42 protein-coding genes and 1 pseudogene are annotated in these 25,829 nt (G+C 33.0%); 40 read left to right on the top strand and 3 right to left on the bottom strand.

Annotated features, from left to right (window positions below; translation table 11 throughout):
• Window positions 1–151: 151 nt before the first annotated feature.
• The 3 genes from N4T77_RS19045 to N4T77_RS19035 form a co-directional block, all read right to left on the bottom strand.
• Window positions 152–736, bottom strand: coding sequence for a hypothetical protein (locus N4T77_RS19045; protein ID WP_261673455.1), 585 nt, complete (start codon window positions 734–736; stop codon window positions 152–154).
• 450 nt (window positions 737–1,186) lie between these two features.
• Window positions 1,187–1,618: an ImmA/IrrE family metallo-endopeptidase gene (locus N4T77_RS19040; RefSeq protein WP_261673454.1), complete on the bottom strand. Its 432-nt coding sequence runs from the start codon at window positions 1,616–1,618 to the stop codon at window positions 1,187–1,189.
• A 29-nt stretch (window positions 1,619–1,647) separates the two neighbouring features.
• Entirely contained in the window at window positions 1,648–2,121 is a 474-nt protein-coding gene (locus N4T77_RS19035; protein ID WP_261673453.1) for a helix-turn-helix transcriptional regulator, read from the bottom strand.
• A 147-nt stretch (window positions 2,122–2,268) separates the two neighbouring features.
• Here N4T77_RS19035 and N4T77_RS19030 point away from each other — a divergent pair, with 147 nt between their 5' ends.
• The 40 genes and pseudogenes from N4T77_RS19030 to N4T77_RS18835 all read left to right on the top strand — a co-directional run bounded on the left by N4T77_RS19030 (window position 2,269) and on the right by N4T77_RS18835 (window position 25,695).
• Window positions 2,269–2,481 (top strand): hypothetical protein, encoded by a 213-nt coding sequence (locus N4T77_RS19030; RefSeq protein ID WP_261673452.1) that lies wholly within the window; start codon window positions 2,269–2,271, stop codon window positions 2,479–2,481.
• 53 nt (window positions 2,482–2,534) lie between these two features.
• Complete coding sequence (locus N4T77_RS19025; RefSeq protein WP_261673451.1) at window positions 2,535–2,720, top strand: double zinc ribbon domain-containing protein; 186 nt, start codon at window positions 2,535–2,537, stop codon at window positions 2,718–2,720.
• Window positions 2,721–2,981: 261 nt separating this feature from the next.
• Window positions 2,982–3,146, top strand: coding sequence for a hypothetical protein (locus N4T77_RS19020; RefSeq protein ID WP_261673450.1), 165 nt, complete (start codon window positions 2,982–2,984; stop codon window positions 3,144–3,146).
• 62 nt (window positions 3,147–3,208) lie between these two features.
• On the top strand, window positions 3,209–3,388 hold the full coding sequence (locus N4T77_RS19015; protein WP_261673449.1) for a hypothetical protein: 180 nt from the start codon (window positions 3,209–3,211) through the stop codon (window positions 3,386–3,388).
• Window positions 3,389–3,618: 230 nt separating this feature from the next.
• The gene (locus tag N4T77_RS19010; protein ID WP_261673448.1) at window positions 3,619–4,146 is read left to right on the top strand and encodes a helix-turn-helix domain-containing protein; all 528 of its coding nucleotides are present in this window, start codon (window positions 3,619–3,621) and stop codon (window positions 4,144–4,146) included.
• Entirely contained in the window at window positions 4,143–4,469 is a 327-nt protein-coding gene (locus tag N4T77_RS19005) for a hypothetical protein (protein WP_261673447.1), read from the top strand. Before N4T77_RS19010 ends, N4T77_RS19005 begins: the two co-directional genes overlap by 4 nt.
• A 100-nt stretch (window positions 4,470–4,569) precedes the next feature.
• Window positions 4,570–4,848 (top strand): LysM peptidoglycan-binding domain-containing protein, encoded by a 279-nt coding sequence (locus tag N4T77_RS19000; protein ID WP_261673446.1) that lies wholly within the window; start codon window positions 4,570–4,572, stop codon window positions 4,846–4,848.
• A gap of 124 nt (window positions 4,849–4,972) precedes the next feature.
• Window positions 4,973–6,031, top strand: a complete 1,059-nt coding sequence (locus N4T77_RS18995; protein WP_261673445.1) for a hypothetical protein — start codon at window positions 4,973–4,975, stop codon at window positions 6,029–6,031.
• A 15-nt stretch (window positions 6,032–6,046) separates the two neighbouring features.
• The gene (locus N4T77_RS18990) at window positions 6,047–6,238 is read left to right on the top strand and encodes a hypothetical protein (RefSeq protein ID WP_261673444.1); all 192 of its coding nucleotides are present in this window, start codon (window positions 6,047–6,049) and stop codon (window positions 6,236–6,238) included.
• The gene (locus N4T77_RS18985; RefSeq protein WP_261673443.1) at window positions 6,232–6,396 is read left to right on the top strand and encodes a hypothetical protein; all 165 of its coding nucleotides are present in this window, start codon (window positions 6,232–6,234) and stop codon (window positions 6,394–6,396) included. Before N4T77_RS18990 ends, N4T77_RS18985 begins: the two co-directional genes overlap by 7 nt.
• Window positions 6,393–6,761 (top strand): hypothetical protein, encoded by a 369-nt coding sequence (locus tag N4T77_RS18980; protein ID WP_261673442.1) that lies wholly within the window; start codon window positions 6,393–6,395, stop codon window positions 6,759–6,761. Before N4T77_RS18985 ends, N4T77_RS18980 begins: the two co-directional genes overlap by 4 nt.
• A pseudogene (locus tag N4T77_RS18975) lies at window positions 6,758–7,075 on the top strand (single-stranded DNA-binding protein); the annotation flags it as partial. The gene N4T77_RS18980 and the pseudogene N4T77_RS18975, both read left to right, overlap by 4 nt.
• Before the next feature lie 96 nt (window positions 7,076–7,171).
• Window positions 7,172–7,414: a hypothetical protein gene (locus N4T77_RS18970; RefSeq protein WP_261673439.1), complete on the top strand. Its 243-nt coding sequence runs from the start codon at window positions 7,172–7,174 to the stop codon at window positions 7,412–7,414.
• 15 nt (window positions 7,415–7,429) lie between these two features.
• Window positions 7,430–7,582, top strand: coding sequence for a YvzF family protein (locus N4T77_RS18965; RefSeq protein WP_261673438.1), 153 nt, complete (start codon window positions 7,430–7,432; stop codon window positions 7,580–7,582).
• Window positions 7,583–7,592: 10 nt separating this feature from the next.
• Window positions 7,593–7,850 carry a DUF3850 domain-containing protein gene (locus tag N4T77_RS18960; protein WP_261673437.1) on the top strand — a complete coding sequence of 86 codons (258 nt, stop codon included), beginning with the start codon at window positions 7,593–7,595 and terminating at the stop codon, window positions 7,848–7,850.
• A gap of 23 nt (window positions 7,851–7,873) precedes the next feature.
• Window positions 7,874–8,098 (top strand): hypothetical protein, encoded by a 225-nt coding sequence (locus tag N4T77_RS18955; RefSeq protein ID WP_261673436.1) that lies wholly within the window; start codon window positions 7,874–7,876, stop codon window positions 8,096–8,098.
• A gap of 42 nt (window positions 8,099–8,140) precedes the next feature.
• Window positions 8,141–8,848 carry a DUF2786 domain-containing protein gene (locus N4T77_RS18950; RefSeq protein ID WP_261673435.1) on the top strand — a complete coding sequence of 236 codons (708 nt, stop codon included), beginning with the start codon at window positions 8,141–8,143 and terminating at the stop codon, window positions 8,846–8,848.
• A 60-nt stretch (window positions 8,849–8,908) separates the two neighbouring features.
• A complete protein-coding gene (locus N4T77_RS18945; RefSeq protein WP_261673434.1) occupies window positions 8,909–9,727 on the top strand; it encodes a hypothetical protein in 819 nt (272 codons plus the stop codon).
• Between the two features lie 74 nt (window positions 9,728–9,801).
• The gene (locus N4T77_RS18940; protein WP_261673433.1) at window positions 9,802–10,026 is read left to right on the top strand and encodes a hypothetical protein; all 225 of its coding nucleotides are present in this window, start codon (window positions 9,802–9,804) and stop codon (window positions 10,024–10,026) included.
• Between the two features lie 91 nt (window positions 10,027–10,117).
• On the top strand, window positions 10,118–10,261 hold the full coding sequence (locus tag N4T77_RS18935) for a hypothetical protein (protein ID WP_261673432.1): 144 nt from the start codon (window positions 10,118–10,120) through the stop codon (window positions 10,259–10,261).
• 101 nt (window positions 10,262–10,362) lie between these two features.
• Window positions 10,363–10,806: a hypothetical protein gene (locus tag N4T77_RS18930; RefSeq protein ID WP_261673431.1), complete on the top strand. Its 444-nt coding sequence runs from the start codon at window positions 10,363–10,365 to the stop codon at window positions 10,804–10,806.
• A gap of 188 nt (window positions 10,807–10,994) precedes the next feature.
• On the top strand, window positions 10,995–11,321 hold the full coding sequence (locus N4T77_RS18925) for a hypothetical protein (protein ID WP_261673430.1): 327 nt from the start codon (window positions 10,995–10,997) through the stop codon (window positions 11,319–11,321).
• A 22-nt stretch (window positions 11,322–11,343) separates the two neighbouring features.
• Window positions 11,344–11,994, top strand: a complete 651-nt coding sequence (locus N4T77_RS18920; RefSeq protein ID WP_315903185.1) for a tyrosine-type recombinase/integrase — start codon at window positions 11,344–11,346, stop codon at window positions 11,992–11,994.
• Window positions 11,995–12,249: 255 nt separating this feature from the next.
• Window positions 12,250–12,729, top strand: coding sequence for a Xaa-His dipeptidase (locus N4T77_RS18915; protein WP_261673428.1), 480 nt, complete (start codon window positions 12,250–12,252; stop codon window positions 12,727–12,729).
• A 10-nt stretch (window positions 12,730–12,739) separates the two neighbouring features.
• Window positions 12,740–13,060, top strand: coding sequence for an HNH endonuclease (locus N4T77_RS18910; protein ID WP_261673427.1), 321 nt, complete (start codon window positions 12,740–12,742; stop codon window positions 13,058–13,060).
• Between the two features lie 196 nt (window positions 13,061–13,256).
• Window positions 13,257–13,565 carry a P27 family phage terminase small subunit gene (locus N4T77_RS18905; RefSeq protein ID WP_261673426.1) on the top strand — a complete coding sequence of 103 codons (309 nt, stop codon included), beginning with the start codon at window positions 13,257–13,259 and terminating at the stop codon, window positions 13,563–13,565.
• Window positions 13,552–15,204, top strand: a complete 1,653-nt coding sequence (locus tag N4T77_RS18900; RefSeq protein ID WP_261673425.1) for a terminase TerL endonuclease subunit — start codon at window positions 13,552–13,554, stop codon at window positions 15,202–15,204. Before N4T77_RS18905 ends, N4T77_RS18900 begins: the two co-directional genes overlap by 14 nt.
• Before the next feature lie 62 nt (window positions 15,205–15,266).
• Window positions 15,267–16,424, top strand: coding sequence for a phage portal protein (locus N4T77_RS18895; RefSeq protein WP_261673424.1), 1,158 nt, complete (start codon window positions 15,267–15,269; stop codon window positions 16,422–16,424).
• Entirely contained in the window at window positions 16,417–17,157 is a 741-nt protein-coding gene (locus N4T77_RS18890) for a head maturation protease, ClpP-related (RefSeq protein ID WP_261673423.1), read from the top strand. The genes N4T77_RS18895 and N4T77_RS18890 overlap by 8 nt, the downstream gene beginning before the upstream one ends.
• Before the next feature lies 1 nt (window position 17,158).
• The gene (locus N4T77_RS18885; RefSeq protein WP_261673422.1) at window positions 17,159–18,355 is read left to right on the top strand and encodes a phage major capsid protein; all 1,197 of its coding nucleotides are present in this window, start codon (window positions 17,159–17,161) and stop codon (window positions 18,353–18,355) included.
• A 14-nt stretch (window positions 18,356–18,369) separates the two neighbouring features.
• A complete protein-coding gene (locus N4T77_RS18880; protein ID WP_261673421.1) occupies window positions 18,370–18,669 on the top strand; it encodes a hypothetical protein in 300 nt (99 codons plus the stop codon).
• Window positions 18,659–19,003: a hypothetical protein gene (locus tag N4T77_RS18875; protein ID WP_261673420.1), complete on the top strand. Its 345-nt coding sequence runs from the start codon at window positions 18,659–18,661 to the stop codon at window positions 19,001–19,003. The genes N4T77_RS18880 and N4T77_RS18875 overlap by 11 nt, the downstream gene beginning before the upstream one ends.
• Window positions 19,000–19,395: a hypothetical protein gene (locus tag N4T77_RS18870; RefSeq protein ID WP_261673419.1), complete on the top strand. Its 396-nt coding sequence runs from the start codon at window positions 19,000–19,002 to the stop codon at window positions 19,393–19,395. Before N4T77_RS18875 ends, N4T77_RS18870 begins: the two co-directional genes overlap by 4 nt.
• Complete coding sequence (locus tag N4T77_RS18865) at window positions 19,382–19,696, top strand: hypothetical protein (protein ID WP_261673418.1); 315 nt, start codon at window positions 19,382–19,384, stop codon at window positions 19,694–19,696. The genes N4T77_RS18870 and N4T77_RS18865 overlap by 14 nt, the downstream gene beginning before the upstream one ends.
• Window positions 19,697–19,707: 11 nt before the next feature.
• Entirely contained in the window at window positions 19,708–20,250 is a 543-nt protein-coding gene (locus tag N4T77_RS18860; protein ID WP_261673417.1) for a hypothetical protein, read from the top strand.
• Window positions 20,251–20,266: 16 nt separating this feature from the next.
• On the top strand, window positions 20,267–20,563 hold the full coding sequence (locus tag N4T77_RS18855) for a hypothetical protein (protein WP_261673416.1): 297 nt from the start codon (window positions 20,267–20,269) through the stop codon (window positions 20,561–20,563).
• Window positions 20,564–20,894: 331 nt separating this feature from the next.
• Window positions 20,895–23,636, top strand: coding sequence for a phage tail tape measure protein (locus tag N4T77_RS18850; protein ID WP_261673415.1), 2,742 nt, complete (start codon window positions 20,895–20,897; stop codon window positions 23,634–23,636).
• Window positions 23,636–24,250 carry a hypothetical protein gene (locus N4T77_RS18845; RefSeq protein WP_261673414.1) on the top strand — a complete coding sequence of 205 codons (615 nt, stop codon included), beginning with the start codon at window positions 23,636–23,638 and terminating at the stop codon, window positions 24,248–24,250. The genes N4T77_RS18850 and N4T77_RS18845 overlap by 1 nt, the downstream gene beginning before the upstream one ends.
• A gap of 10 nt (window positions 24,251–24,260) precedes the next feature.
• Window positions 24,261–25,208, top strand: coding sequence for a phage tail protein (locus N4T77_RS18840; protein WP_261673413.1), 948 nt, complete (start codon window positions 24,261–24,263; stop codon window positions 25,206–25,208).
• Window positions 25,209–25,221: 13 nt separating this feature from the next.
• Window positions 25,222–25,695, top strand: a complete 474-nt coding sequence (locus tag N4T77_RS18835) for a hypothetical protein (protein WP_261673412.1) — start codon at window positions 25,222–25,224, stop codon at window positions 25,693–25,695.
• Window positions 25,696–25,829: the final 134 nt, after the last annotated feature.

The raw sequence follows: 25,829 nt of genomic DNA, 5'->3' as shown, positions 1-25,829 counted from the left end.
TGTACACTTGAATTTGTTGAATAAACTGTAAAGTGTAGTATCAAGTTCTACAATATATGAAAATTACATCATAATATAAAAATAATTGTTACTAATTCAAGTCGAAAAAGAATTATTTATTTTACACAATTCAAAAACATTATCAATTACGTTATTTGTATATATGATTAATAACATTACTCTTTATATCTGCTATTTTACCTAGGTGTTCTACGCTTTCTAATATTTCTTTACGAGAAAATTCTTTCTTCATACTTTGTAAAGACATAAAATAAAATTTTTCTTTGAAGTTTCTTTGTTTTGAATCTTTTTCATTTTCAAAATCTTGTTCTGCTTTTATTACAATATCAAAGTGATTATATAAGTCGGTTATATTATTATAGTCTTCTTGACTTATTACGTTTACTAAGTCGGCTAGGTAAACATAGTAGTTATTAATTAATTTAGAATCTGATAGAGAGACACCAACTTTTATATGATCTTTATTATTTGGATCATCTAAGTTTCTAATTTTAAGTTCATATAAGTTTAATTCAGAATATGTTTTTAACCCATAATTTTGTATATCCATATATAATACATTAGCACTTTGCTTAGATTTAAGATTTTCTGTATGTTTAATTGTATATATAGATAGACCTATTGTAGTTATCAATGATAATATTGAAATTACTAAAGACAAGCGATTAAACTTTGAAGTAGAATTTAAGTTTTTTTTGATATTACGATTTTTCATTAAGTTTCCTCACTTATATATCAAAATTATTCTAATTATTCTAATGTGGTTTAGCTTTTAACTAATGTATAATTCATTATTATATTAATTTATACGAAAAGCTTCTGAAACCATTAAGTTCGAGAATCAGCTCTTACCCCTTACGTATGAAAACACCCTTTGACCCTACATCATGTCATAAGCTTATTGGTCTTTAATTACAGCTCTTTATTGATTTATAATTGGGTTAAAGTAATTTTTGTTTCAAGTATCTAATTTTCAGTCGCTATAATGTTCTTATTATTGGTATATTAAATTTGCTACTTCCCCTCATATATTCAAAGTTTCTTAAGCTATAGTGAATGTTCTTAAGGTTGAATTATACAAATCATGACATTGTTCAACAGTAAAATACATTTATGTTATATATTTCTAAAAAAGGTAATAAAAAACCTCAAATTAATATTTGAGTTACTTTATGTTAAATTTATATTCTATTAATTCATCTGGAACTTCAAAATATGAACTCATCTGACTAACACTCATGCTTTCAAAAAAATGTTTGTCGATATCCTTAACATCTATAAGAAGTTCAGCTGCAAACCTATCTGCCTCTATCTCTGCCTTATTCTTTACCAGAAGAGGATTTTCAATAAAGAACCCAATTGATAAATCTGGTTGAAGTAAAGCATGTCCTAATTCGTGAGCACAACAATACCTTTGAAGAGGGTAAGGAATACTATTATTTATGTGAACTATTATAAAATCATCTATTCTCTGTAAGTATCCATAAATCTGTCTTCCTAGGTCTTCTTTTATAATTTGTATATCTAAGTATGTACATAGTTCAAAAGGGTCATTAGTGCCATATTTTTTTAATAACCCATTAACAATATCTTTCATTATTCTCACCCACTTAAAAATTATGTCACTTATTTATCCTCCATCTTTTCTTTTCTCTTTTTTCTCAGCTCTTCAGCTAATTTAAACCCGTTCTGAATAGAGTTGGCAAGTATTATTTTATCTTCATCAGTAAGAAGTTCACCCTTTAGCATAAGCCCTTGCTGGGACATTATAACTTCCATGGCTTTCTCTACGTCGGTTACTATGGGGTATTTTTCATCTATACTTGATGATTCGTTGCTATTTAAAGTATCATTATTTTTTTTCAACTCTTCTGAAATTGGTAAGTTAGTATCTATATATTCAGCAGCTATCATAAGCTGTTCGTAACTAATATCATTATGAGCTTTACTTGCTAGCTTTTTAAGAACTTCCGGACTGGGCTTTTGACCCTTCATAATTCTTGATAAATTACCAGGGCTAACATCGGCATGTCGTGCAAAAGCATTTAAGGATCTGTCACCTTGAGCAAGTTTTAAAAGCCGTATCAACTCAGTTTCCATATAAAAATCACCCCTAAATATATTGTATTTTTATTATTGCGTTAATGCAATAATTTTTGAAAAAGTTATTAAAAAAGTGTTGCATTGGTGAAATGGCAGTGGTATAATTGCATTAAAGAAACGCTTGAAAGAAATGGAGGTTGTAATTTGAAGATTAATATTAAAGAATTAGAAAGTCTAATTAAAAATGATTTTCAAGGAAACTATAAGTTATTTGCAAATGAAATATCTGTTAATTCAACAACTGTATATAGAATATTAACAGGAAGAGCAAACCCAGGAGAAAAGTTTATATCAAAATTCATGCTACTTTGCAAGGATAGGCAATACAATTTTGAAAAGTATATTTTTTTAAACTAAGCGTTTCTTTAAAGAAATGAGTTTGTAAAATAAAAGCCTAGGAGGTGAAAAGGATGGAAGTAAAAAGAATTTGCCCAGAATGTAAAACTGAAAATCTAGAGGGTGCAAATTTTTGTGAACACTGTGGCACTAAAATCAGTGAGGAATGCCCAAGGTGTTGGAAACTTAATGGGAATCCAGGCAGATGCCCATTAAGTAAATGCAACTACTCTAATAAACCCATATCTCTTAATTCTTGATAGAAAAGTGTTTCGGAACCACATATTTCACAATACTTTGCTGATTCATGATTTACAGCATTACATTCGTTATCAGAACAATGGTTGTATAAATCATGACTACACGCGATACAATAATTAGCTTTAAGAGAAATTTTATCATTGCCACAAAACAAACACTCTTTAGATCTTAAACTTATATCCATAAACATCACCCCCTTCACGAAAATTTTATCATGAAGAGAGGGAGTAAATCAAATAAAGGACCAGGAGGTAAAAGGTATGGTAGTAGATATGCCTAAGATACTTAACCACATTCAAGAGGTTATGGAAACTAACCTCTATGAAGTGGTAAATGAGAAGATTAATGAAGATTGGATACTACTTCACATAGTACCACAGTCAGGTAAGATGCTTTATGTACTTGGAAGAATGGAGATAGATTAATCACACATAAGGACCGAAAATCATAAACTAATAAAGGCAATATTTTTGAGGGGATGTTTTAAATGGCTGTAGCTACTGGAAATGTTGTTCAAGAGTATAAAATTGGAAACACAACTATAAAGATATGCGATGATGCATATAGGGATAAAACACCAGAGGATATAAAGAAGATACTTGAAAGAGTAACTGCAATCGGATGGAAATGTGTAAGAGCTGCAAGGGCGGCTGGAAAAGACGTTTAAAGCAAACCTGGTTTCTTACTAATGCTGATAAATGAGTTTACTAAAGAGAAAAGAATAAGGTCTGACTTTCTCTGGAGTGCATTTGGAAAGTCAGAAGTGAAGGTTAAGCTTCAAGGAAAGATGGTTTGATATGTTACTTAAATAATAACAATTTATGATGTAGAAAAGTAGACAGTAATTTCTACAAATCATACGAAAATTAGATTGAAATTCTACAGGGGGGATTAAAGTTGATAGGAGTTGCTATCAGAGAGGCTAGAGAACTAAAAGGCATTACTCAAAGAGAACTAGCACAGTTAAGTTTTCTATCAGATAAAACTATAAGTGCAGTAGAAACTGGGAAGAGAGCTTTAACTTTAGAAAGTTTAGATTTTATCTGTAATGAACTTAATGATCCAAGGGTTTACTTAGAGTCAACCAATAAGGTTTGCAATGGAGTTTTTGGTGTCCAGTGGTTAGACGGTGAAGCAGCAGACCTTCACAGGGCAAGTGTTAAAGAAAAGGTTATGGAAGAACTTAGTGAAGCAATAAGGGCTATTAATTCCATTAAGACATATAAAAATCCTAAGATTTGCAGTAAAGAAGAGATGGAAGACAATAGATACAGCATTCAGCAAGCAATAGATGCCTTTAATGCTACTGGTATTTACATAGCTGTTATGTGTAGGGAGTGTGGTTTTGATATTAAGGAAATGTTTGAAGACAATAGAGGGAAGCTTATACAGCGTAAATATTTAAAAGGGAGGTTTGAAAGATGATAAATTATAAAACTATTTTACTTAAAGTAAAGGATATGGAAGCAGATAAGGTTCAAAGTTTTGAGATAGCTCAGGGTTCAGAAGGAAATATTAATGGTGTCTACTTGAATAGAAACCTTATTTCAAGGGTAGATGTGATAAAACGTGAGTCTAGTGGAATGTTGCCTGAAAGTGTTTTTATAAAGCTATACTCTGGGAATTTTGAACTAGGAACAATAGTTTCTACAGAGGACTATGTATTGCAGCTAAATGAAGATGACTTATCACCTAAGTTTTATATAAGAGAGGCTAAAAGTTATGATTATAGGAATTTAGAAAAATAAAAAGAATCCTCGCCAAAGGATTCAATGAAAACGTAATGTTCTTGGATAGGGAGCGCCAACTCCTTATCCCCATTATAACATAATATGGGGGACTCGTACAATGAAAAGGAAAAATTTTTATATTAGGCTTGCAACGCTAGCAATTCCCATTTCTATTCTATGTAGCAACAGCTTAGCATATGCTGATAAATCCAACAAAGATTGTGTGGAATACATAGTAAAAGAAGGGGATAGTATTAGCTCTATTGCTCAAAATTTTAAACCTGATCATTTTAAGACAAGTAATTTTGTTGTAAAGATACAAGTGAAAAATAACGTGGATGAATTAATTTATCCAGGTCAGAAGTTACTCATTCCTATTCATGGAAAATGGGAATAGGAATCAATTACTCAATAAAATTTTATCTAATTTCTTTTATCATAGCATAATACGGCAAAAATAGCGCAAGAGTTTTACAAGATATAAACTTTATTATTTCAGTGGAAATTAGGAGGTAGCTTACATGGCTCAATTTAGATATGTTTACACCAACTTTTGGGAAGACCCTAAGGTTAGTGAGTGCTTTACTCCAGAAGATAAATTTTGTTTTCTTTATCTTCTAACTAATGCTCATACAACTCAGATAGGGGTTTATAGAATAACTAAGAAGCTCATGGCTTTTGAAATGGGTTACTCTATTGAATCTATTAATAGCTTACTGGATAGATTTGAAAATCATCATAAGCTTATTAAATATAACTCTGAGACTAGAGAACTTGCTATAAAGAATTGGGGGAAGTTTAACCTTAAAAATGGTGGTAAGCCAATAGAGGACTTAGTAAAAAAGGAATTTAGGTTTGTTGAGGACAAACAGCTACTTCTTTATGTTTTAGATGGCGTAAAGAATGAGAAGATAAGAAAGCTTTTTATTGATGAATTGGTTAAAGCAGGGTTGGTTGATGCTCCAGAAGAAACCAAGCCACAGAAGAAAGATAGTAGTCCTAGTAGCGTTGACGGTACGATTGACGATACGTCTTATGGTACGTCAACGTCACGTGGACAAAATGAAAATGAAAATGAAAATGAAAATAAAAATATTAATAATATATATATCGAAAACGAGAAAAGTGTTAAGCCTGTGGATAATGTGGATAACTCTGATTTGTCAGATGAAACATCTGACGATAGAAAGACAGTTCCTTACAACGAGATTATAAAAGCTTATCACGACATCTGTGTATCTATGCCTAAAGTAATTAAAATAACTTCTGATAGGAAAAGATTGATGAAGGCTGTATGGAAAGAGAATAAAGACATTAAAGCTTTTATAAATCTATTCACTAAGGCTCAGAAAAGTGATTTTTTATCTGGTAGAGATGGCAAGTGGACGGGCTGTAACTTTGACTGGCTTTTAAATAACAAAAAGATGCTAAGGGTGCTAGAAGGTGTGTATGATAACAAACCTAGTGTACCAAGAGCTAATACTCAAGCGGCAGTGAAACCAAGTAATTTTAACAACTTTACACCAAGAGAGTATGACTATGACGATTTAGAGAAAAAGCTGTTAGGATGGGAATCTTAGAGGAGGTGGAAAGATTTGAGTAACGTAGAAATACTAAAGAATCAAGCTAGTGAGAACGAAGCACTAAGGTTAGAAAATGAGAAACTGAGGAAGGAATTATTATTTTACTCTGCCAAGGCCTTTGAAGCTGAAATGGTTGCCGAGGTTTACCATTCTTTAGCAAAAAGGATTGAAGATAGATCCAGGATGATTTCTCAGTTATGGTAGCAAATATGAATGTGAAAGAAGAGGTAGAGGTGGTAGTTAAGCTGTATTTTGATGGTTATACTGTGGAGCAGGCCATTGAAATAGTGGGAAACAAGGTAACGGCAAAGACATTAGAAAAGATTTTAAAAAACTATGAAAGAGAGGTTAAACTATCATGAAATTCATGGTGTTGGATAAAAGGCAAGGATGGGGATTATATAAAGCTGAGGTATATGAAAAAAGCATAAATTTAGTAAATGCTATTCGTGAGGGAGATATGGCTGTCGCAGTTGAGAAGGCAATAGATAACATCATGGTAAGCTTGGAGATTTTGGATAAGGCAAGTAATGATGGCGTGGATGTGCAACAAGTGCTTCACAGATACAATAAAAGGCTTATAAATGCAGGGAAGAAGTATAAATCAGTTATAGACATTCGAACTAGAAGTAACAGGAAAGTATATGAGAATATTCAGCTAGAAGAAGTTAGGAATTCTAGGGGATGGGAATACCAGCAACTAAGATTAAAGGAGATAGCAAGATGAATAGGGTGGTTTTAATTGGAAGATTGGTAAGGGACCCAGAGTTAAAATTTACACCAAATACAGGGACTGCAGTTGCTTCATTCACTTTGGCTGTTGACAGAATGAGGGCTAATAAAGAAGGGGAGAGAGAAGCGGATTTCATAGCTGTAGTTGTATTCGGAAAACAAGCAGAGGCAGTAGCAAACTATGTTGGCAAAGGGAAGCTCATAGGTGTAAGTGGAAGAATTCAGACTAGAAGTTATGAGGCTAAAGATGGCGGCAAAAGGCATGTCACAGAAGTTGTTGCAGATGAAACACAGTTTATAGAGTGGGGAAGAAAAGCAGAGCAGCAAGCAAGTCAAGTAGGGGAGTATTGTAATGATTTAACTCCAGTAGATGATGGGGATATACCTTTCTAGGAGGAAGTAGGTATGGATAACAAAACAATTATTGATGTTGAAGTTTTATCCAGGGGAGAAAGAAAAGTTTTATGGAAAGAGCTATGTGAGTTTTTAGAAGCTAGACCTAGAAAATGTGCTTATAGATGCTATGTGCCTACACATTTAATAGGGTTATTAGTAAGTAAGAGCTTAAAGGGAGAAAGAGATTGCTATATATTTTACAGCACTGGTTGGGGATGGAGATTGAGAAAGAATTGGAGAACTAATCTATAAAGGAGATGCGTTTTTGTGCTAAAGATTAGAGTTGAAGGACTTCCAGATGAAGTTGAGAAGTATATTGAAAAGTTTAAGGAAAATAATGAAGTGCTGCAGGTAAGTAAGCCTTATAAAAATAGAAACAGCAAGTATATAAGAGTTTACTTGGAGATAGAGAATAAGTAGGGGAGCTGATATGGTGGCAAAGGTACACAATCTAAAAACATGGACACCATTTTTTAATGATATTAAAAGTGGAGTTAAACAGTTTGAAGTAAGAAAAAATGATAGAGATTATGAGGTTGGAGACACATTGATACTAGAGGACTTTGACCCAGTAACTGAGAAGTATACTGGAGCATGGATGCCTAAGTTAGTAACTTATAAGCTTGATGATGAACGTTTTGTAAAGGAAGGTTATGTGGTTTTAGGAATTAAGGATATTAAATTTTAATGGGAGATTAGGAGGAATGAGTAATGGGTAGAGGCAGAGTGAAACAACTATCAAAACTAGTACTTGAAGCTAATGACATTATAGACGAGATGCATCAGGAGAACAAAGAACTTAGGAGCAGAGTAGTAGAGCTAGAAGAAAGCTGTGAGAGTTTCGTGAAAGTTGGAGAAAATTTGCACAGGAAGATAGCAGAGATGGAGAAAAACAAAGTAGGGATGAGGCAAAGACTAATGAACTTTTTTAGTTAGTTCAGGAACTGATTATATTATGACTTAAAAAGGAGTGAGGATATGGATATAAAAGTGGTTGAGAAGATTAAAAAGCTTTTAGCCTTAAGTGAGAGTAGCAATGAAAATGAAGCTAAAGTCTCATTACTTAAAGCACAAGAGTTACTTGCAAAACACAAGCTTTCACTAAAGGAAGTTAAAGAGTTTAAAATATATAATAGTTCAATCAAAGAGAAAATAAGTACAATATCATTCACAAAAGCTAAGTGGAAAGCCAAATTAGCAAAATTAATAGCTGACAATTTTGGGTGTTACTATTATTTCAAATCAAGAAGATCTCATACAATTGCGTTTTTCGGAAGAGAAGAAGATATAATCGTATGCAATATAGTATTAGAGTATGCTGTAGATTGTATTAATAGCTCAGTAAGGAAACTAAGATATCAGTATTCTAGGGATGGATATAGTACAAAAGGACTTGAAAATGATTATGCACTAGGGTTCATCAAAGGATTAAACAGTATGTTTGAAGAACAGAAAAAGGCAAATCAAGATTGGGGACTTGTTCTTGTTAAAGATGCAGAAGTTATTGAAGCTCATGAAAATATAAAGTTCAAGGGAAGTATAAATACAAAAACTCAATTTCAAGGATATACTGAAGTCTACAACCAAGGATGTGAAGATGGAGAAAAATTCAGTATATCAGATAAAATCGCCGAAGGAGAAACCGAAGAACAATTGGCTTTAGCTTCGGCAATAACGAATATCTAACGTCGCAAATCATGTATTTTATCTAGTTTTTTAAAGTGATAACTCAAGGGAGAGATGGTATTGAAACAGAGTAATTTAACTATTAATGGACAGTTAAGTATCTTCGATATAAATATCATGGATAAGCCTAAAAAAGTTATAGAAACTACTAAGCCAAATATAAAAAAAGATAATTTTGTTATAAAAACTTCTGGTTTAATTACAGAAGATAACATTAAGTTAACGGTGGAGCAGAAGAAAGTAGTAGAGAAATTTATGCAGCAAGGAAATTTATTAAGAGTAATAATTTATGTGAAAGGCAGCATTGGAGTAGAAATTAAAGAATCAGATAAAATAAAGACTTATTACTTAAATATTGAAGGTAAAGAAGAATTTAAGCTTAGTAGCAAGTCACCAGTGATGCCATGGGATAGTATATTCTACTTTGCTCCTAAAGCGGAAAAAGTCAAATTTACACAGATACAAACTGACAAGCTTCAAACGCTACTTTGTAAGTTTAGGAATGACATTAAGAGAGTGATTCATCGCAAAGGTGATGAAAATATTATCATAGAGTTTCCTGAAAGAATTGTAAGCATACTGCCTAATGGATGGGAGCTAGAATTTAAAAATTTGAACCACATAGATTGCTTAGAAGAAGAAATATATTTAGTGCCGGCACAAACTGAAGAGAATAAGGTAGAAAACCTAGAGGAGATGCAAAAAAGAGTAAAAATAGGAGATTATGTACAGGCTTCGCATGGTAAGCAAATAATAGAAGGAAAGATTGTGCATCAGTATGGCTTAGGAAATCAAATATTAAACATCATATTTGATAAGGGGACTAAACATACAGCCATAGGAAGAATTGCAGTAAGAAAAATATTAAAGAGTGCATAAGGATAAAAACTATAAAATAAATGCGAAAATTAAGTTATTATAATAATGCAAAAGTTAAAAAGGGGGAATAGAGTTTGAAAAACGAAGAGCAAATAAAAAAAGGCCTTGCTAATAAGCTAAGACAACAAGCAGATAGGTTAGAGAAAGGCGATACTGAATCGATTAGAGTATATAAAATAGTTAGAAATCAAGTAGAAGTTTTGGAGGATGTATTGGAATTAAACATACTTTGCCAATGTCAGCAAACAGAAGAATCTGAAGAAGTTTCTACGGATTTATATAAGAATAGGAGAGACTAGACAAGAGGGTTGTTATAGATTATGGAAAATATTTTTTAAAATTTGAAAGAAAAAATTATATACTTTTTCACATATATGAAAGGATTACGATATGGAAAGAAGAGATTTTACTGAAGAGTTAAAAAGCAAAATACCTAGAATAGTAGAAAGCTTAAGCGGAGGTAAAGAGATAACAATACAAGTTACACCAAAGGGATTAAAGGTTAAGGAAGCGGATATAAAAATAATAAAATAATGTACTTGCAGTCAAATGGGATTGTAGAAGAGCTAAAGGAGCTATGGGACTATTTAAAAATAGTTTTATAGCCTTTTATTATTTTGGGGAGGTATGGGAAGATGGGAAATAGTAAAGTTATAGATAAAAGAGAATTTGATAAGATAAATGAGGTAGAAAGCTTTTTATACAATTACAAAAGCATAAAGTTAGCAATAGAAAATTTAAAAATGGAATTAAGCATAATGGATGAAACAGCAGTATCTGCAATTCAATATAAAGAGGCTAGTGGCAAAACTAATAAGTTTAATTCAAATGTAGAAAATCAACTGATGAAAAAAGAACTCCTAGAATCACGAATAAGGCATATGGAAGCTAAAATAAATCAAATTGATAAGTCCTTGGAGATATTACCAGATACAGAAAGAGAAGTAATAAAAAATTTCTACATAGAAGGCAAATGCTATTTTCAGTTCTGTAATGAATTAAGGTTAAGTGAGAGGACTTCCCAAAGAATTAAAAATAGAGCATTAAATAAAATAATAATAAGTTTATATGGAATATAGTTGGCGGATTTTTGGCGGATTTATGTCGTGATTATGGCAGCTCAATATGTATAATCCGATAGTATAATGTTATTGTGGAAGTAAGAAATAGTTCATTTAATTCCCCAATATCCCCTTTATTATATATAGCAAAATAAGCACTGGTAGAGATACTAGTGCTTATTTACTTTGTAAAGGAAGTGAGTAAAGTGAATCAGGTCTATCAGAAAAAAGAGTATGTAATAATTAAAGTGGGAAATGACTTTATAGTTATAAATAAGAATAAGGAATTTAAGAATGGTCACACACATGTTAAAAGATTTGATATAGCAACTTTACTTATACATTTAGCAATTAATAAACAACTTCCTATAAAATCAAAATTTGTGGATAGTTTAGTTAGAATATCTGTGGATAAAAAATATATAAAAGATTTGGAAGAATTTCAAAAAGATAATGAGGAAATTGATATTAGAGGTTTAATGAGTGCTCCAGTTTATAAAAGACATAAAGGAGCTATAAGACAAGCTAGATAAGTTAGCTATGAAAGAGAGAGAGGTGATAAACTTGACAAAAAAAAGACCTTCAAAACCAATCTCAGAAAGTCATTATGAAAGGTTTAAATACAGACTGGAAGAGATTAGTGGTGAATGGTCTGAAAGAAATCTAACACTATTTTTACTGGATATTGCAACTGGGTATAGATTGCAAGATGTAGTTGATTTAACCATAGCAAAGATAAGAGAATCTATAAATAATGGTTATTTTGAAATTCAAGAGAAAAAACAATACAATGCATGGAAAACTCATATGAAGAGAAATCCTAAGTCATTAAAAAAAGCTCCAGAAAAACGAAGACATGATATAGTACCACAACTAGAAACAGTATTACTAAAATATATAAAAGGAAAAAAGAAATCAGAGTATGCTTTTCCATCGCAAAAGGGTTCTGGTAGCAATCACATTAGTGCAAAATCATATTCTGAGGTTTTGAAAAGAGTTGCGGAAGATAAAGAAATTAATTTGAAAAATATAACTGGACATAGTTTACGTAAGACATATGCAAGAAGACTGTGGGAAGAAACAAAAGATTTAGAGTATGTAAGAATTGCTTTAGGACATTTAAGTATAGAGGTGACAAAAAGGTATTTAGGACTTGATGATGATGTAAAAGAAGATGCTGCAAAAATAGCTGGAAGAAAGTTATAGTTATATTTTTTTAAAGCCTAATCGGTAAATAGTTAAGGTATGCTTATTCTCAATAAAATGAAAAATTCTTACTAATATATACACATAAAAAATTAATCCGTAATCCTATATGTTATTGCTGATTTTTTTTAGAAGCAAAAAAGTGGCTCAAAGCATTGATATTTAAAAGCTGGCAGGGTGTTACCCTTTAAAATGTAAGAAAATAACCATTGAGCCTAGGTTATTGAGCCATAGCTCAATGTTGGAGGTGAGTATATGAAGTCAGTAGAAGATATTATTAATAGCAATCTAAACCTTATAGAATCAATGGTTGAAGGTAATAAAACAGATAAAGAAATAGCTGCAAAGCTTGGTATCAGTTACTCAACTTTCAAGAGATATAAGTCCTCAAATGATGAGTTAAAAGCTGTTATAGCAGAAGGAAAGGATAAGAAAAATCAAGTAGTAGAACAAGCATTATATATGAATTGCATTGGTTATTCATACTATGAGGAAGTTCCAACTAAGGTTAAAGAAGAAGTGCTTGCTGAGGATGGAACTACAATACTTTCAAAAGAAAGAGTTGAAGTAAGTTCCGTTAAGAAGTACAAAGGTCCTGATTTGGCCGCACAAAAGTACTGGCTTAACAATAAAGAAAAGACTAAGTGGAGAGATGATCCGCATGGAGTGGATAACGCTAAGAAGCTTACTAAGCTTAAAGAAAAAGAAGTTGAAGCTAAGACTTCTCCAATATAGGAGTAGAAACATGAATAATACTAAATTGGTACAATGGATCAAAGCTTTGATACAACATAAGAATATCAAAGCTTTTTATAATTCAGGACTTTGGTTAAGCAAAAGAGCTGATGCATTAGATAGAGATAACAACGAATGTCAGAAGTGCAAAGCTAGAGGATTATTTAGTCCAGCTAATTGTGTGCATCATAAGAAGCATGTAAAGAAACATCCTGAGTTAGCATTAGATTTAGATAACTTAATATCGTTATGTAATAGCTGTCATGATGAAGAACATCCAGAGAAGTTAAGGAATAAACCTAAGCCACAATTAAATGAGGAGAGATGGTGAATTTATGAATACTAAGAACGAGCAGTGTAAATATTTATTAATTGGCATAGACCTAGCAAAGAATACAGATAGGACAGCTGTGACACCCCCCGGTCGAAAAAAATGAAAAAACTCTGAGATATGGAAGAACGGGTAAAAGGTAAGACAAAACCGATTTGCCTCGTATGTGAGAAAAAATTTATGAAAGGAGAAAATAATGGCAAGTTCAAAAAGCATTAAAGAATCACTAATGAAACAACTAGAAAATAAAGGTGCAAATGTAGACCACTTTTTAATCTTAATTGACGATTATGCTAATTACTATGAACGCGAAAAAATTGCACAAAAAGATATTAAAGCTCGTGGTCATATAGTTAAAGCAAGGTCCTCTTCTGGAACTGTAATCGAAAAAGAAAATCCCTCAATTAAAACGGCTATAAATTGTAATAAACAAAAGTTAGCTATTCTTAAGCAACTAGGTTTAACAGTCGAAAATACAGTAAGTGATGACGATGACGAATTGTAGGCTGATTCCTGAAATACAAAATTATATTGATTTTGTTAGAAGTGGGAAGATTGAAGCTTGTAAAGAGCAGCTACTATTATGTGATTATGTTGAGAAATGTTTTAGAGAAGAAAAGATACTTGTAAATGAAGAGCAACTAAAAAAATATCTTGATTTACAAAAGTACTTTCCATATGAGCTTTTGGATTGGGAAAAGTTTTGCTTTGCATTACATAATTGCGTATATAAAGAAAATGGACAGTTAAGATGGCCAGTGCTTTTCATTTTAGTTGGTCGTGGAGCTGGTAAGAATGGATATCTAGCTTTTGAGGACTTTTGTTTGCTGACGCCAATTAATGGTGTTAAATATTACTTTATAGATATATTCGCTATGGCAGAGGACCAAGCTAAGACAACATTTGAGGATGTTTATAATGTTCTTGAAGATAACAAAACTAAATTAAAAAATCACTTTTATTGGAATAAAGAAGAAATTACAAATTTAAAAACTAAGTCAAGATTAAAGTTTCGTACCAGTGGGATTAAGTCAAAGGATGGAGGAAGACCAGGAAAAGTTGATTTTGATGAATATCACGCTTATGAATCTATGAAACTTGTTGATGTTGCAACCACTGGTTTAGGTAAAAAAGCTCACCCCAGAAGAACAATTATAACAACTAATGGGGACGTAAGAGACGGTCCATTAGATACTTTAATATCTAAAAGTGAATTGATTTTAAAAGGTGAAATACCCGACAATGGTACGCTGCCTTTTATTTGCAAGCTTGACGATAAAAAAGAAATTAAAGATAAAAGAAAGTGGCCTAAAGCTAATCCAAGTTTACCGTTTTTCCCGATATTACAACATGAGCTTGAAATTGAATTTGGGGATTACCTTCTTGATCCTATAGGCAATTCATCCTTTGCAACTAAAAGAATGAATATACCTCAAGGTAATAAAGATGCAGAAGTTACTTCATGGGAAAATATATTAGAAACAAATAAAGAAATACCAGACTTAGCAGGCTGTACATGTGTTGCCGGTATTGACTATGCTAAAACAACTGACTTTGTGGCAGCAGGATTACTGTTTTTATTTAGGGGAAAATATTATTGGATAACTCATACATGGGTATGTAAAGAGTCAGCAGATTTAGGAAGAATCAAGGCACCATTAAAAGAGTGGGAAGAAAGAGGTTTATTAACATTTGTTGATGGTCCAGAAATATCTCCAGATATCCCTGCTGAATGGCTTGCGGAAAAAGGGCAGATATATAATATAACCACTCTTGGAATGGACAACTATAGGTATACATTATTAGCAAAGGCACTCAAAGCGGTTGGGTTTGATACAGATAAACAAGGAGCGAATAACATAAAACTTACAAGACCAAGTAATGAAATGTTAATTGCCCCAGTAGTGACAAGCCTATTTGCAAATCATAATATAGTTTGGGGAGATAACCCATTAATGAGATGGTATACAAACAATTCTTGTAAAAAGCAAGAGGCACATGACAATATAAGCTACGGAAAGATAGAGCCTAAGAGCAGAAAAACAGATGGATTTAAAGCTTTTATATCAGCTATGTGTGCAAGTGATAACTTAGAGGATTGTGGAGAAACTGTAGACGTTGATTTTGGAGTATACACATATTAGAAAAGGAAGTCTTAGTAATAAGGCTTTTTTATTTTGCCCTGGAAGTGGAAGGAGGTGAGAAATTGAAGTTTTTGGATTGGGTTAAGGATTTTTTTGGAGTAGATCAGAGTACTGTATACCTTAATCAACAAGCCATAGCAACACAAGAAACTCAACTTGCTATAGAAACATTTGCAATATCATCAGCTGTTAATTTAATATCTAGTGCAGTAAGTAAGTGCGAATTTAAGACTTATTTAAATGGTAAAGAGTTAAAAGGCGATGAATATTACCTTTGGAATGTAGAGCCTAATAAAAATCAGAATTCAAGTCAATTCATTCAGGAGCTTGTATCGAAGTTGCTTTATAACAATGAATGTCTTGTGATAGAGGTAAATGGTCAATTAATAGTTGCAGATAGCTTTTATCAAAACGAATATGCAACACTAGAGAATTCATTTGTTAATGTTGCTAAAGGAACAATGAGCTTTAATAAAACTTTTAGAATGAGTGAAGTGCTGTATTTTAAGCTGGGTAATGATGACATTAGAGTTTTATTATCCAACCTTTTAAAGGGTTATAATAGCCTCTTAAATATGGCTATAGGGAAATATAGACGTTCTGGCGGCAGAAAAGGAATATTAGACATAGATTCAACAGCTACTGGAAACCCAGAGTATCAAAAGAGATTTGATGACTTGATGAACAATAGATTTAAAAAATATTTTGAAGCAGAGAATGCAGTACTTCCACTTCATAAAGGATTTAACTATGAAGAGCAAAATGGAGAGGGTAGTAAAAAGTCTACAAGTGAAATGGTGGATATTTCTTCTATAACAAAGGAGGCTTTTGAAAGGGTTGCTCAAGCATTTAGAATGCCACCAGCATTACTTAGAGGTGATATAGCAGATATAGGAAAGCTTACAGATAACTTTCTGACCTTCTGTATAGATCCAATTGTAGACATGATAAGCGAGGAAGCCAATCGTAAGAGATTCGGCAAAAATGCATTTTTAAAAGGATCATATTTGAAAGTAGACACAACTTGTATTAAACACAGTGACATATTTTCTATTTCAGAGGCTTTTGACAAGCTAGTAGCAAGCGGTGGATATAGTATTGATGAATTAAGAATTAAGGTAGGTGATACTCCGTTGAATATGCCTTGGAGTAGAAAACATTGGATGACTAAGAATTATCAAGATATAGAAAATTTGAAGGGAGGCGAAAATATTGAATAAATCAGTATATCTGATTAAACAATCTACAACACCTAATATATTAGATTTATACATTTATGATTATGTAGAAGGTGATAGCTATGATTGGTGGACAGATGAAAAAATAGAAAGTCAAACATCTGCAAATTATATTCAAAAGCAGCTAGAAGGTGCTAAGGGTGTTAATGAAATAAATATATATATAAATTCATATGGTGGAGAAGTTAAGGAAGGTTTAGCAATTTATAATCAATTAAAAAGACACCCAGCACAAAAAACAGTATATGTAGATGGATTTGCATGCTCCATAGCATCTGTAATTGCTATGGCAGGGGATAGGGTTATTATGGGTAATAATACTCTAATGATGATACATCATGCTTCCATGGGAGCATGGGGGAATGCAGAAGAATTAAGAAAGGCAGCTAATGACGTTGAAGTAATTGACAAAGCTAGTTGTTCAAGCTATCTTGCAAAAGCTGGAGATAAACTAAGCGAAGAAACGTTGAATCAATTGCTTGATAATCAGACATGGCTTAATGCTGAACAATGCTTACAGTATGGGTTATGTGATGAAATAGCGGGCAAAGAGGATGATAATATATCAAAGGCTCAGCAGAGGTTTAATAGTGCTATAAAGCAACAAATAGAAAGTTTAAGGCAGGAAATAAAAGTGCCAGATAACTTAATTCAACAGAAAACTAACGCTGAAAAATTAATGTCAGTATTTAAAAAGAAAATGGAGGGCAAATAATATGACAATGAAATCAAAGGATTTAATACAACAAGAATTAAAGGATAATTTAGTACAAGCTTTTAAGAGTGATGATGAAAATGCAATTGCGCAGGCTTTTGCTAATTTTGCAGATACTGTACAACAAAATGTAATGGAGGATTTTGCAACATATCAAAAGACACAAGACAGTGCTATTCTTGCTAAAAGAGGAGTACACCAGCTAACTTCAGAGGAAAATAAGTTCTACCAGGGTATTATAGAAGCTATGAAATCAGCGAACCCAAGACAGGCAGTTACTGATATTAATATAGCATTTCCTGAAACAGTAATTGACAATGTAATTGCTGATATTAAAACTGAACATCCATTATTGGCAGCAATAAACTTTACAAATACAACTGTGCTAACTAAGATGATTGTAAATAAGCAAGGTGCTCAACTTGCACAATGGGGTGTCTTAGATTCAGCTATAGTTAAAGAGCTGTCTGGAGCAATAGGCAAAATTGATTTAACTCTTTGTAAGCTATCAGCTTTCATGCCTATATCAAAGGATATGCTTGCAGTAGGTCCTACTTGGATAGATGTATATGTTAGGGCAACTTTATCTGAAGCTATTGCACTTGCTCTCGAAACTGCAATAGTAACTGGAACAGGAAAAGATGAACCTATAGGAATGGATAGGGATGTATCAGATGATGTAACTGTTACTGGTGGAATTTATCCAAAGAAAAATAAAATTAGTATAACAGATTTAAGCCCTACTACCTATGGGAATATTTTAAGCACATTAGCCCAGGCTCCTAATGGAAAAACAAGACCTATAAGTAATGTATTAATGGTTGTAAATCCTAAAGATTATTTTAAAAAGGTAATGCCAGCTACTACCGTAAGAGCAACAGATGGAACTTATAATAAAGATATATTCCCATTCCCAACAACAGTAATTCAATCTCCAGGAGTAACAGAAGGTGAGGCTATATTTGGACTTGCAAATAAGTACTTTATGGGTATCGGAGCAGGGACTAGTGGTGGAAAAGTTGAGTACTCTGATGAATTCAAGTTTTTAGATGATGAAAGAGTATACCTAACTAAGATGTATGGTAATGGTAGAGCACTTGATGATAATGCTTTTATACTTGCAGATATTACAGGACTTGTACCAGCAACTGTTGCAGTATCTGTTACTAATGTTGTAAAGACCAAAGAACAGGCTTAATTGAGGTGGTATAAATGCCAGAAGAATTATTAAATGATATAAAAGTATATCTACATATAAACTGGCAGGATGAAAATACGGATAAAAACTTAACTGGAATGATAAAAAGAGGAATGGCACGCTTGCAAGACATAGCAGGCGTGCCTCTTGATTTTACAGTTGAGGACTTACCACGGTCATTACTATTTGATTATTGTAGATATGCCAACAGCCATGCTATTGAAATGTTTGAAAAAAACTTTCAATCTGAACTTACATCACTTCATATAGGTTCTCAAGTTGCAGCAATGGAGAGTGAAGCTTATGAAAATTAAAACAGATAACATAGAATTTATTAGTTTCTCTGATGGAGTATGTGATATTTATACAGAAGATGAGGAAGGTACCAGGACAAATAAATATATAGGTCTAGGTTTTAATAATCGTGTCTTAGGGTATAATCGTGTATTTGCGGCTAAGTCAGCACAAGTCCAAGCTAATGCTGTAATAAGGGTACAACAGGTATTTGGAATAGATATGCATGATACATTGGAGATTAGAGGTTTAGGAAAGTATGATATTGAGTTGCTTCAAAATATTTTTGAAACTAATCCTCCATCAATAGATCTAACTCTTAGACAATTAGAAATGTTTGAGGTAGTAAAATGAGTGCAGTAGGAGTAGATGATTTAGCGGACTTAATAGCAGAGTATATGGGGAATTATTCTCAGGATGTTGCAGACGGCGTAAAAAAAGCTGTCGATACTGTTGCAGATGAGGTAAATCAAGAGATTAAAAATCATATTACTTTTAAAGAGCGTTCAGGTAAATATGTCAAAGCTTTTAGATTAAGAACATTATATGAAGATAGATATAGTAAAAGAAAGGCTTGGTACGTTGCAAATGGACAGCATAGGTTAACACATCTATTAGAAAAAGGTCACGCATTAAGACAAGGTGGAAGGACCAGAGAATATCGACATATTAAATATGGTGATGAGCTTGCACAGAAACGTATGGAAGAATTAGCAAAGGAGGCTATAGAAAATGCTGGACATTAAAATATGGCTAGAGACTACAGGAATGAAAGTTGCAGAAGAGCGTTTTTTAAAACCTCCTGCACTTCCCTATATAGTATTCTTAGAAGAAATAGACGTAAGTGGTGCCGATTATAAAAACTGCATAGCAGATAGAAATATAAGCATTGAACTTTATTCAAATAAAATTAATAGAGAAGCTGAAAGCAAAATAGAAAATTTATTAAATGAAAAATCAATATCATACAAAAGGGGTCGTGCATGGATTGAAACAGAAATGTTTTTTCAAACTGTATACGATTTTCAATTGATTGAAAAATTATAGGAGGTATATCTATGTCAGCATCAGGAGATAAAATTGTTTTAGGTAGCGGGAAATTATATACAAGTGTATTTTCTGGGACAATCCCAGATGATACTATACTTGAAGTTGAAAGTAATCTATTAGGGCTTATTCAAGGTGGAGCAACACTTGAGTATAAGCCAAAATTTTACGAAGTTGCAGATGATTTAGGACTTGTGCAAAAGACAATTCTTACTGAAGAGGAAGTAACATTGAAAAGCGGGGTACTAACATGGTGTGGTAAAACTCTTTCAAAGCTATGTTCAACTGCAAGAGTAACTGAGGCAGCAGGTAAAAGAACAGTAAAAATTGGTGGATTACAAAACCAAGATGGAAAGCAATACGTAATAAGATTTGTTCATGAGGATGCTACTGATGGTGATATTAGAATAACTATCGTCGGTAGTAACCAAGCAGGGTTCTCATTCAAGTTCTTAAAAGACAAGGAAACAGTAGTTGATGCAGAATTTAAAGCTGCTCCATTAGATAGTGAAGGAACTAAAATTATTTATGAAGAGGAAATTCCTATTGTTTAGGAATGAGGTGGTATAAATGTTTGATATAAGTATTATTAATAAGAGATATTTTAATATAAAAATAGGGGACTTGATACTTGATGTCGAGCCCCCAAAATTAAAAACATTAAAGAAAATTACAGCCTTAACCAAAGTGAAAAATGAAGATGCAATAGAGGAACTATCTACAGCAGTTGGATTAATTTTAAGTAAAAATAAAACTGGTTGTAAGATACCAGATGAAGTTATTGATGAATTGGATTTAGACCAGATGAATGAAATACTAACTGCTTTCTTTAGGTGGCTCGCTGAACAGAAAAATTCCCCAAACTAAAAATCCCTTATTATCCTAAAGATGAGGAAGGAGATAAGGGGCATTACGAAGTTAACACTATTGAAGAAAAAATAATTTGTGAGTACACAGGATATAACTTTGACAGGCTTGAAGAATTAGATGTATTTGAATACTGGCTCCTGCTTCGTGATGCTGTAGTATATAATTACATGCAGACGAAAGAAGGAAGAGAGTATCTTGAAAATTGTTGGAGAATGGAACAAACTGAACCAGATAGAGAGTCGTTAAGAAAAAAAGTAGGAAAAAGTTAAAATATTTAGCTGCACTTTAAATAGTGTGGCTTTTGCTATTTTACAAAGGAGGTATGATAGTGGCTAACAATATAAAAGGTATAACAGTTGAAATTGGTGGCAATACCGGACCTCTGGATAAAGCTCTTAAGGATGTAAATAAAACAAGTAGAGATTTGCAAAGTGAACTAAAACAAGTAGAAAGACAACTTAAATTTGACCCGGGTAATACTACTTTACTTGCACAAAAGCAACAGTTATTAGCTGAAAGCGTTACAAATACAAAAGAAAAACTTGAAACACTTAAGGAAGCAGAGAGACAAGCACAGGAGCAATTTAGACAAGGCAGGATTAGCGAAGAACAGTACAGAGCCTTACAACGTGAAGTAATTAAAACAGAGCGGGAACTAGGAAAGTTTAAAGAAGAATTAAAATCTTGTAATTCTGATCTTGAATCTTTTGGGAAGAAAGTAAAAGAGGCTGGAGAAAAATTAAATGATATTGGTGAAGGCGTAAAGGGTGTTGGTGAAAAAATGACTGCAGGAATTACAACACCTATTGTTGCGGCTGGTGCTGTAATGGTAAAAGGGGCAATTGATGCAGAGGTTGCTCAAGGAAGATTGCAGGCATCTTTGGGTTTAACGGAACAGGAAGCTAGCAAGCTAGAAGAAGCCGCAAAGGAAGTATGGGAAGCTGGATTTGGAGAAAACATTGGAGAGGCTACAAATGCAATAACAAGTATTCGTCAAAATATGAAAGGTTTATCCGAAGCAGAATTACCTAATGTGGCTAAAGGAGCTATGACAATTGCAGATGTATTTGGACAAGATGTTAACGAAGTTACGAAAACAGCAGGCACCATGATGAAAAACTTTGGTATGTCTGGTCAAGAAGCACTAGACCTAATAACTGTTGGCTTTCAACAGGGTGGTGATTACTCTGGCGAACTTTTAGATACGCTTAATGAATATTCACCACAGTTTGCATCCTTAGGATTATCAGCAGACCAAGCTATGAAAATGCTAATAGATGGTGCTAATAATGGAGCCTTTAACTTGGATAAGGTTGGAGATGCTATGAAAGAGTTCAATATAAGGGCTCAAGATGGTAGCAAAACAACTGTAGAAGGTTTTAAAGCTATAGGTCTTGATGCAGATACAATGGGAAATGCAATAGCACAAGGTGGAGATAAGGCACAACAAGCATTTATGGCTACAGTAACAGCACTTGCAAATATCAAAGATCCTATGCAACAAAACCAAGCAGGAGTTGCATTATTCGGTACTCAATGGGAAGATGTACGTTCAAAGGTAATTCTAGCAATGAAAGATGGAGAAAGTGGTATTGAGAATTTTAAAGGATCTACTGAGGCGGCTACCAATGCTATAACTAAAAGCAATCCTGGAATGGCTTTGAAAAGTGCATTAAGAGAAGTTCAAGCAGCAGTTGCTCCAGCATTACAACCTATAATTAATTTTATAGTTAGTAGCCTTATTCCAACCATAAAGTCTGCGGCTGAAGGATTTGCTAGTCTATCACCAGGAGTTCAGAAAGCAATACTTACAATAGTTGGTATTGCAACAGTAATAGGACCAGCACTCATAATAATTGGACAATTAGTAACCTCGGTAGGAGCCATTGTAAGTGCTTTTTCAGCTGTTTCAGGAGCAGTGGCTGCGGCAGGTGGAGCTATGGCAATTCTTACGGGACCAGTAGGTATTGCAATTGCAATACTAACTGGCCTTATTGCAGTGGGAGTTTTACTTTATCAGAATTGGGATACTATCAAAGCTAAAGCTACAGAATTGTGGAATAATATAGTTGCTACATTTGAGGCGATAAAAACTTCTATATCTACTGCTTGGGAAAATGTAAAAACTACAACAATAAATGCGTGGGAGGCCTTAAAAAGTTCCATAAGTAATGGACTTAATAATATTAAATCTTTCTTAGAACCAGCCTTAAACTTCTATAAAACTATATTTGAAAATACCTGGAACATTATAAAGAGTATTGTCTTAGGTGCTATACTCATAATCCTTGACATAGTTACAGGAAACTTTAGAAAACTAAAATCAGATACAGAGGGTATATGGAATAATATAAAAGCTTCTTTATCAAATATATGGAACGCTATAAAATCTGTTGCCACGAATGCTTGGAACAGTCTAAAAACTTCTGTAGTAAATATTTGTAACAATATAAAAACTACGGTAACAGATATATGGAATAGCATTTTAGATTGGTTTTCCACATTACCAAGTAGGTTATACAACTATGGTGTACAGATGTTTACAAGCATGAGAGATGGGATAAATAGCACTATGGGAAGTGTGAAGAGTGCTATAGAAAGTGGTATTAATAATGCAGTTCAATTTATTAAAGATCTTCCTTCTAGTGCCTATACTTGGGGAGTAGATTTTGTAGATGGAATAGTTAAAGGTATTAAAGCTTCAATAGGTAAAGTTGAAGATGCAGTAAGTGCATTAGCAGCTAAGATAAGAAGTTATCTTCACTTTTCAGTTCCAGATGAAGGCCCACTTACTGATTATGAGACTTGGATGCCAGATTTTATAGACGGGTTAATAAGTGGCATACAGTCCAATAAATATAAAGTAGTAGATGCAATAAGTGGTTTAGCTATGGATATGAATTTAAGTACTATGGTTTCTTCTACACCTGTTCCTACAATAGGTGGCTCGAGTATAACAATCATAAATCAGGGAACTATAGTTGGAAGAAATGGCATGGATGAATTTGCAAATACAGTAAGTAAAAAAATAGCAGGTAATTTTGGTTTAAGTACTGGAGGCAGATGGTAATGACTATAATTGAAATTACTCCTCCTGGCAAAGAAACTGAACAGATACAGTTTTATGATAAGTGTTCAGTTAAGATGAGCACTACAGATAAAGCTGGTTCATTTAGTTTTGAATTACCAATAATAGATAATAGCATTATAGATAGATTTGTAGTAGGATCTGATGCGAGGATAGTACAAGATGGTAATGTATTTCGTGGATGGATACTTAATCCTGCAAGAGCTGTAAATGGATTGGTGAAAAGTGTGTCTATAGAAGGCTTAAGTTATACAGCAAGACCACAGAAAATACTTGTAACAGAGAATTATGTAAATACTAAAATAAGTGATATAGTAAAAGATCTATTTAATAAGTATGCTCCACAATACAATTTAGACAGCGTGGTTGAATGTGATAAGGTTATATCCTATAAGTTCAATGACGTTTTTTTATTTGATGCTATGGAGACTTTGGCGAAATTAGCAGGCTTTGAGTGGTATATTGATGAACCAATGCCTGAAACCATACCACAATTAGAAAGTAATGGGTGGATAGAACTGATTGAATTTAAAATAAATAAAGTGTTTTACCCATCTGAAAGCCTATATCCATCCGAAAGTTTATATCCATGTTAGGGGTGAGTATATGGGAATGTTAGCATTACACTTTTTTCCTCAAGGTAGCAGAAAAAATAAAGTAATTATAGGTCCTGGAAGTTATCATAAGGGTTCAGCGAAACTTACTCCAGATAGTTCAAATTTAGTTAATAAGTTATGGGTAAAAGGTGGAAAAGCAGTAAGTGAGTTATATTCACAGGACATTATAGTAGGTACCGAACCAATTCCTTTATTTTACTCACCTCGAAGTCCTGTTACTGTAACTATTGGAGGGGTTATAAAAACTTTGGGTATACAAAATATTGATAAAGCAGGAAGTTGCGACTTTCTGCTTAATGTAAGTGAAAAACTTTTAATACCTGATTTATGTACAACTGGAACTGGTTCAATAACTTATTGCTATGAATATCCCATAAAACTTCTGTTAGAAGAACCTATAAGTCAAGAAAAGTATGGAGTATTTGAAGATATAATAAATGTCGAAACTGGTGATAAAGAACTTGCATTAGAGTTAGGACTGAAACACCTATATAAATACTCTAACCCTATTATAAATGGTAGTATAAAGCCTTTTGAGGGAATATATAAGGCAGGAGAAATAATAAAAGTTGAGTTATCTGATCTAAATATTGATACTGAGCTACAGATAAAAGAGGTATCTTACGATAGCTCTCCAATGAAACCACTAGATATTATACTGCAGCTTGAAACTGCAGAACGAGACTTAAGTAATATTCTTAAAGATATGAAATCAAGGTTGGATAAATTAGAGAGAGAAACCTATAAAGATGATGAAGGACCAATAGAAAAATATGTAGCAAAGGAAGAGTTTTATAAATGGATTGAAGAAGCTTATAAAACTGAACCAATACAATCTGAGGAGTGGGAATTCTGGAATGAAGGTGTGGCAAATAGTTCACATCTTTTATTATTGCCCTCTGAAAGCTTATATCCAAGTGAAACACTTTATCCATAGGGGAGATGATTGAATGAATAACTTAACTGCATGGTTAGGACAGTGGGAAATTGAAATAAAAGAAAATGGAAAAATAAAAGAAACAGTACCTTTAAAGCATAATCTTATTACCGATGCAGGACTTAATATGTTGAGAGATATGCTTTCTGGAGTAATTAATGATGCACAAATAAAGTATGTGGCTCTTGGTAATAATGCAACTGTTCCAATAAATACTGATATCAAATTAGGAGCTGAACAATTTAGAAAAATAGTTACTAGCAGAAACAATGATCCAGTGCAAGCTGGAAAGCTTTATACTGAACTCTATATAGCTGATACTGAAGCTAATAGTTTTAAATGTGAAGAAATTGGTTGGTTTGCTGGGGGTGGTGCAAATGCAACAAAGGATAGTGGTATTTGCATGGCAAGAATTTTATATAGTAGGCAAAAGAGTAGTACTGAAAGCTGGACAATAAGAAGAACGGACACTATAAGTAGAGGGTAGGTGATATAAATGGCAATAGGAGATTATTCTAAAACAACTTATGTGGAAGGTAGTGCTCCAGGTATAAGTGCTCAAAGATTAAATAATGCAGAGAACAAAATAAACGAAATTGATAAGGACTATGCGTCGCATAA

The organism is Clostridium sp. CX1, assembly GCF_025398335.1.
In the GTDB taxonomy this organism is placed as follows: Bacteria; Bacillota; Clostridia; order Clostridiales; family Clostridiaceae; genus Clostridium_AM; species Clostridium_AM tanneri.
This window is presented reverse-complemented; position numbering and strand designations above follow the sequence as displayed.

What these genes read in the sequence shown, in the direction of transcription:
- N4T77_RS18980 (WP_261673442.1), top strand. Translation starts at nt 6,393, where the DNA reads ATGAAATTCATGGTGTTGGATAAAAGGCAAGGATGGGGATTATATAAA.
- N4T77_RS18970 (WP_261673439.1), top strand. Translation starts at nt 7,172, where the DNA reads ATGGATAACAAAACAATTATTGATGTTGAAGTTTTATCCAGGGGAGAA.
- N4T77_RS18935 (WP_261673432.1), top strand. Translation starts at nt 10,118, where the DNA reads ATGGAAAGAAGAGATTTTACTGAAGAGTTAAAAAGCAAAATACCTAGA.
- N4T77_RS18950 (WP_261673435.1), top strand. Translation starts at nt 8,141, where the DNA reads ATGGATATAAAAGTGGTTGAGAAGATTAAAAAGCTTTTAGCCTTAAGT.
- N4T77_RS18985 (WP_261673443.1), top strand. Translation starts at nt 6,232, where the DNA reads ATGGTAGCAAATATGAATGTGAAAGAAGAGGTAGAGGTGGTAGTTAAG.
- N4T77_RS19015 (WP_261673449.1), top strand. Translation starts at nt 3,209, where the DNA reads ATGGCTGTAGCTACTGGAAATGTTGTTCAAGAGTATAAAATTGGAAAC.
- N4T77_RS18840 (WP_261673413.1), top strand. Translation starts at nt 24,261, where the DNA reads ATGGGAATGTTAGCATTACACTTTTTTCCTCAAGGTAGCAGAAAAAAT.
- N4T77_RS19000 (WP_261673446.1), top strand. Translation starts at nt 4,570, where the DNA reads ATGAAAAGGAAAAATTTTTATATTAGGCTTGCAACGCTAGCAATTCCC.
- N4T77_RS18875 (WP_261673420.1), top strand. Translation starts at nt 18,659, where the DNA reads ATGAAAATTAAAACAGATAACATAGAATTTATTAGTTTCTCTGATGGA.
- N4T77_RS18995 (WP_261673445.1), top strand. Translation starts at nt 4,973, where the DNA reads ATGGCTCAATTTAGATATGTTTACACCAACTTTTGGGAAGACCCTAAG.
- N4T77_RS18885 (WP_261673422.1), top strand. Translation starts at nt 17,159, where the DNA reads ATGACAATGAAATCAAAGGATTTAATACAACAAGAATTAAAGGATAAT.
- N4T77_RS18960 (WP_261673437.1), top strand. Translation starts at nt 7,593, where the DNA reads ATGGTGGCAAAGGTACACAATCTAAAAACATGGACACCATTTTTTAAT.
- N4T77_RS19005 (WP_261673447.1), top strand. Translation starts at nt 4,143, where the DNA reads ATGATAAATTATAAAACTATTTTACTTAAAGTAAAGGATATGGAAGCA.
- N4T77_RS18845 (WP_261673414.1), top strand. Translation starts at nt 23,636, where the DNA reads ATGACTATAATTGAAATTACTCCTCCTGGCAAAGAAACTGAACAGATA.
- N4T77_RS18905 (WP_261673426.1), top strand. Translation starts at nt 13,257, where the DNA reads ATGGCAAGTTCAAAAAGCATTAAAGAATCACTAATGAAACAACTAGAA.
- N4T77_RS19020 (WP_261673450.1), top strand. Translation starts at nt 2,982, where the DNA reads ATGGTAGTAGATATGCCTAAGATACTTAACCACATTCAAGAGGTTATG.
- N4T77_RS18855 (WP_261673416.1), top strand. Translation starts at nt 20,267, where the DNA reads ATGTTTGATATAAGTATTATTAATAAGAGATATTTTAATATAAAAATA.
- N4T77_RS18870 (WP_261673419.1), top strand. Translation starts at nt 19,000, where the DNA reads ATGAGTGCAGTAGGAGTAGATGATTTAGCGGACTTAATAGCAGAGTAT.
- N4T77_RS18915 (WP_261673428.1), top strand. Translation starts at nt 12,250, where the DNA reads ATGAAGTCAGTAGAAGATATTATTAATAGCAATCTAAACCTTATAGAA.
- N4T77_RS18880 (WP_261673421.1), top strand. Translation starts at nt 18,370, where the DNA reads ATGCCAGAAGAATTATTAAATGATATAAAAGTATATCTACATATAAAC.
- N4T77_RS18930 (WP_261673431.1), top strand. Translation starts at nt 10,363, where the DNA reads ATGGGAAATAGTAAAGTTATAGATAAAAGAGAATTTGATAAGATAAAT.
- N4T77_RS19040 (WP_261673454.1), bottom strand. Translation starts at nt 1,618, where the DNA reads ATGAAAGATATTGTTAATGGGTTATTAAAAAAATATGGCACTAATGAC.
- N4T77_RS19045 (WP_261673455.1), bottom strand. Translation starts at nt 736, where the DNA reads ATGAAAAATCGTAATATCAAAAAAAACTTAAATTCTACTTCAAAGTTT.
- N4T77_RS18910 (WP_261673427.1), top strand. Translation starts at nt 12,740, where the DNA reads ATGAATAATACTAAATTGGTACAATGGATCAAAGCTTTGATACAACAT.
- N4T77_RS18865 (WP_261673418.1), top strand. Translation starts at nt 19,382, where the DNA reads ATGCTGGACATTAAAATATGGCTAGAGACTACAGGAATGAAAGTTGCA.
- N4T77_RS19035 (WP_261673453.1), bottom strand. Translation starts at nt 2,121, where the DNA reads ATGGAAACTGAGTTGATACGGCTTTTAAAACTTGCTCAAGGTGACAGA.
- N4T77_RS19025 (WP_261673451.1), top strand. Translation starts at nt 2,535, where the DNA reads ATGGAAGTAAAAAGAATTTGCCCAGAATGTAAAACTGAAAATCTAGAG.
- N4T77_RS18900 (WP_261673425.1), top strand. Translation starts at nt 13,552, where the DNA reads ATGACGAATTGTAGGCTGATTCCTGAAATACAAAATTATATTGATTTT.
- N4T77_RS18955 (WP_261673436.1), top strand. Translation starts at nt 7,874, where the DNA reads ATGGGTAGAGGCAGAGTGAAACAACTATCAAAACTAGTACTTGAAGCT.
- N4T77_RS18835 (WP_261673412.1), top strand. Translation starts at nt 25,222, where the DNA reads ATGAATAACTTAACTGCATGGTTAGGACAGTGGGAAATTGAAATAAAA.
- N4T77_RS18860 (WP_261673417.1), top strand. Translation starts at nt 19,708, where the DNA reads ATGTCAGCATCAGGAGATAAAATTGTTTTAGGTAGCGGGAAATTATAT.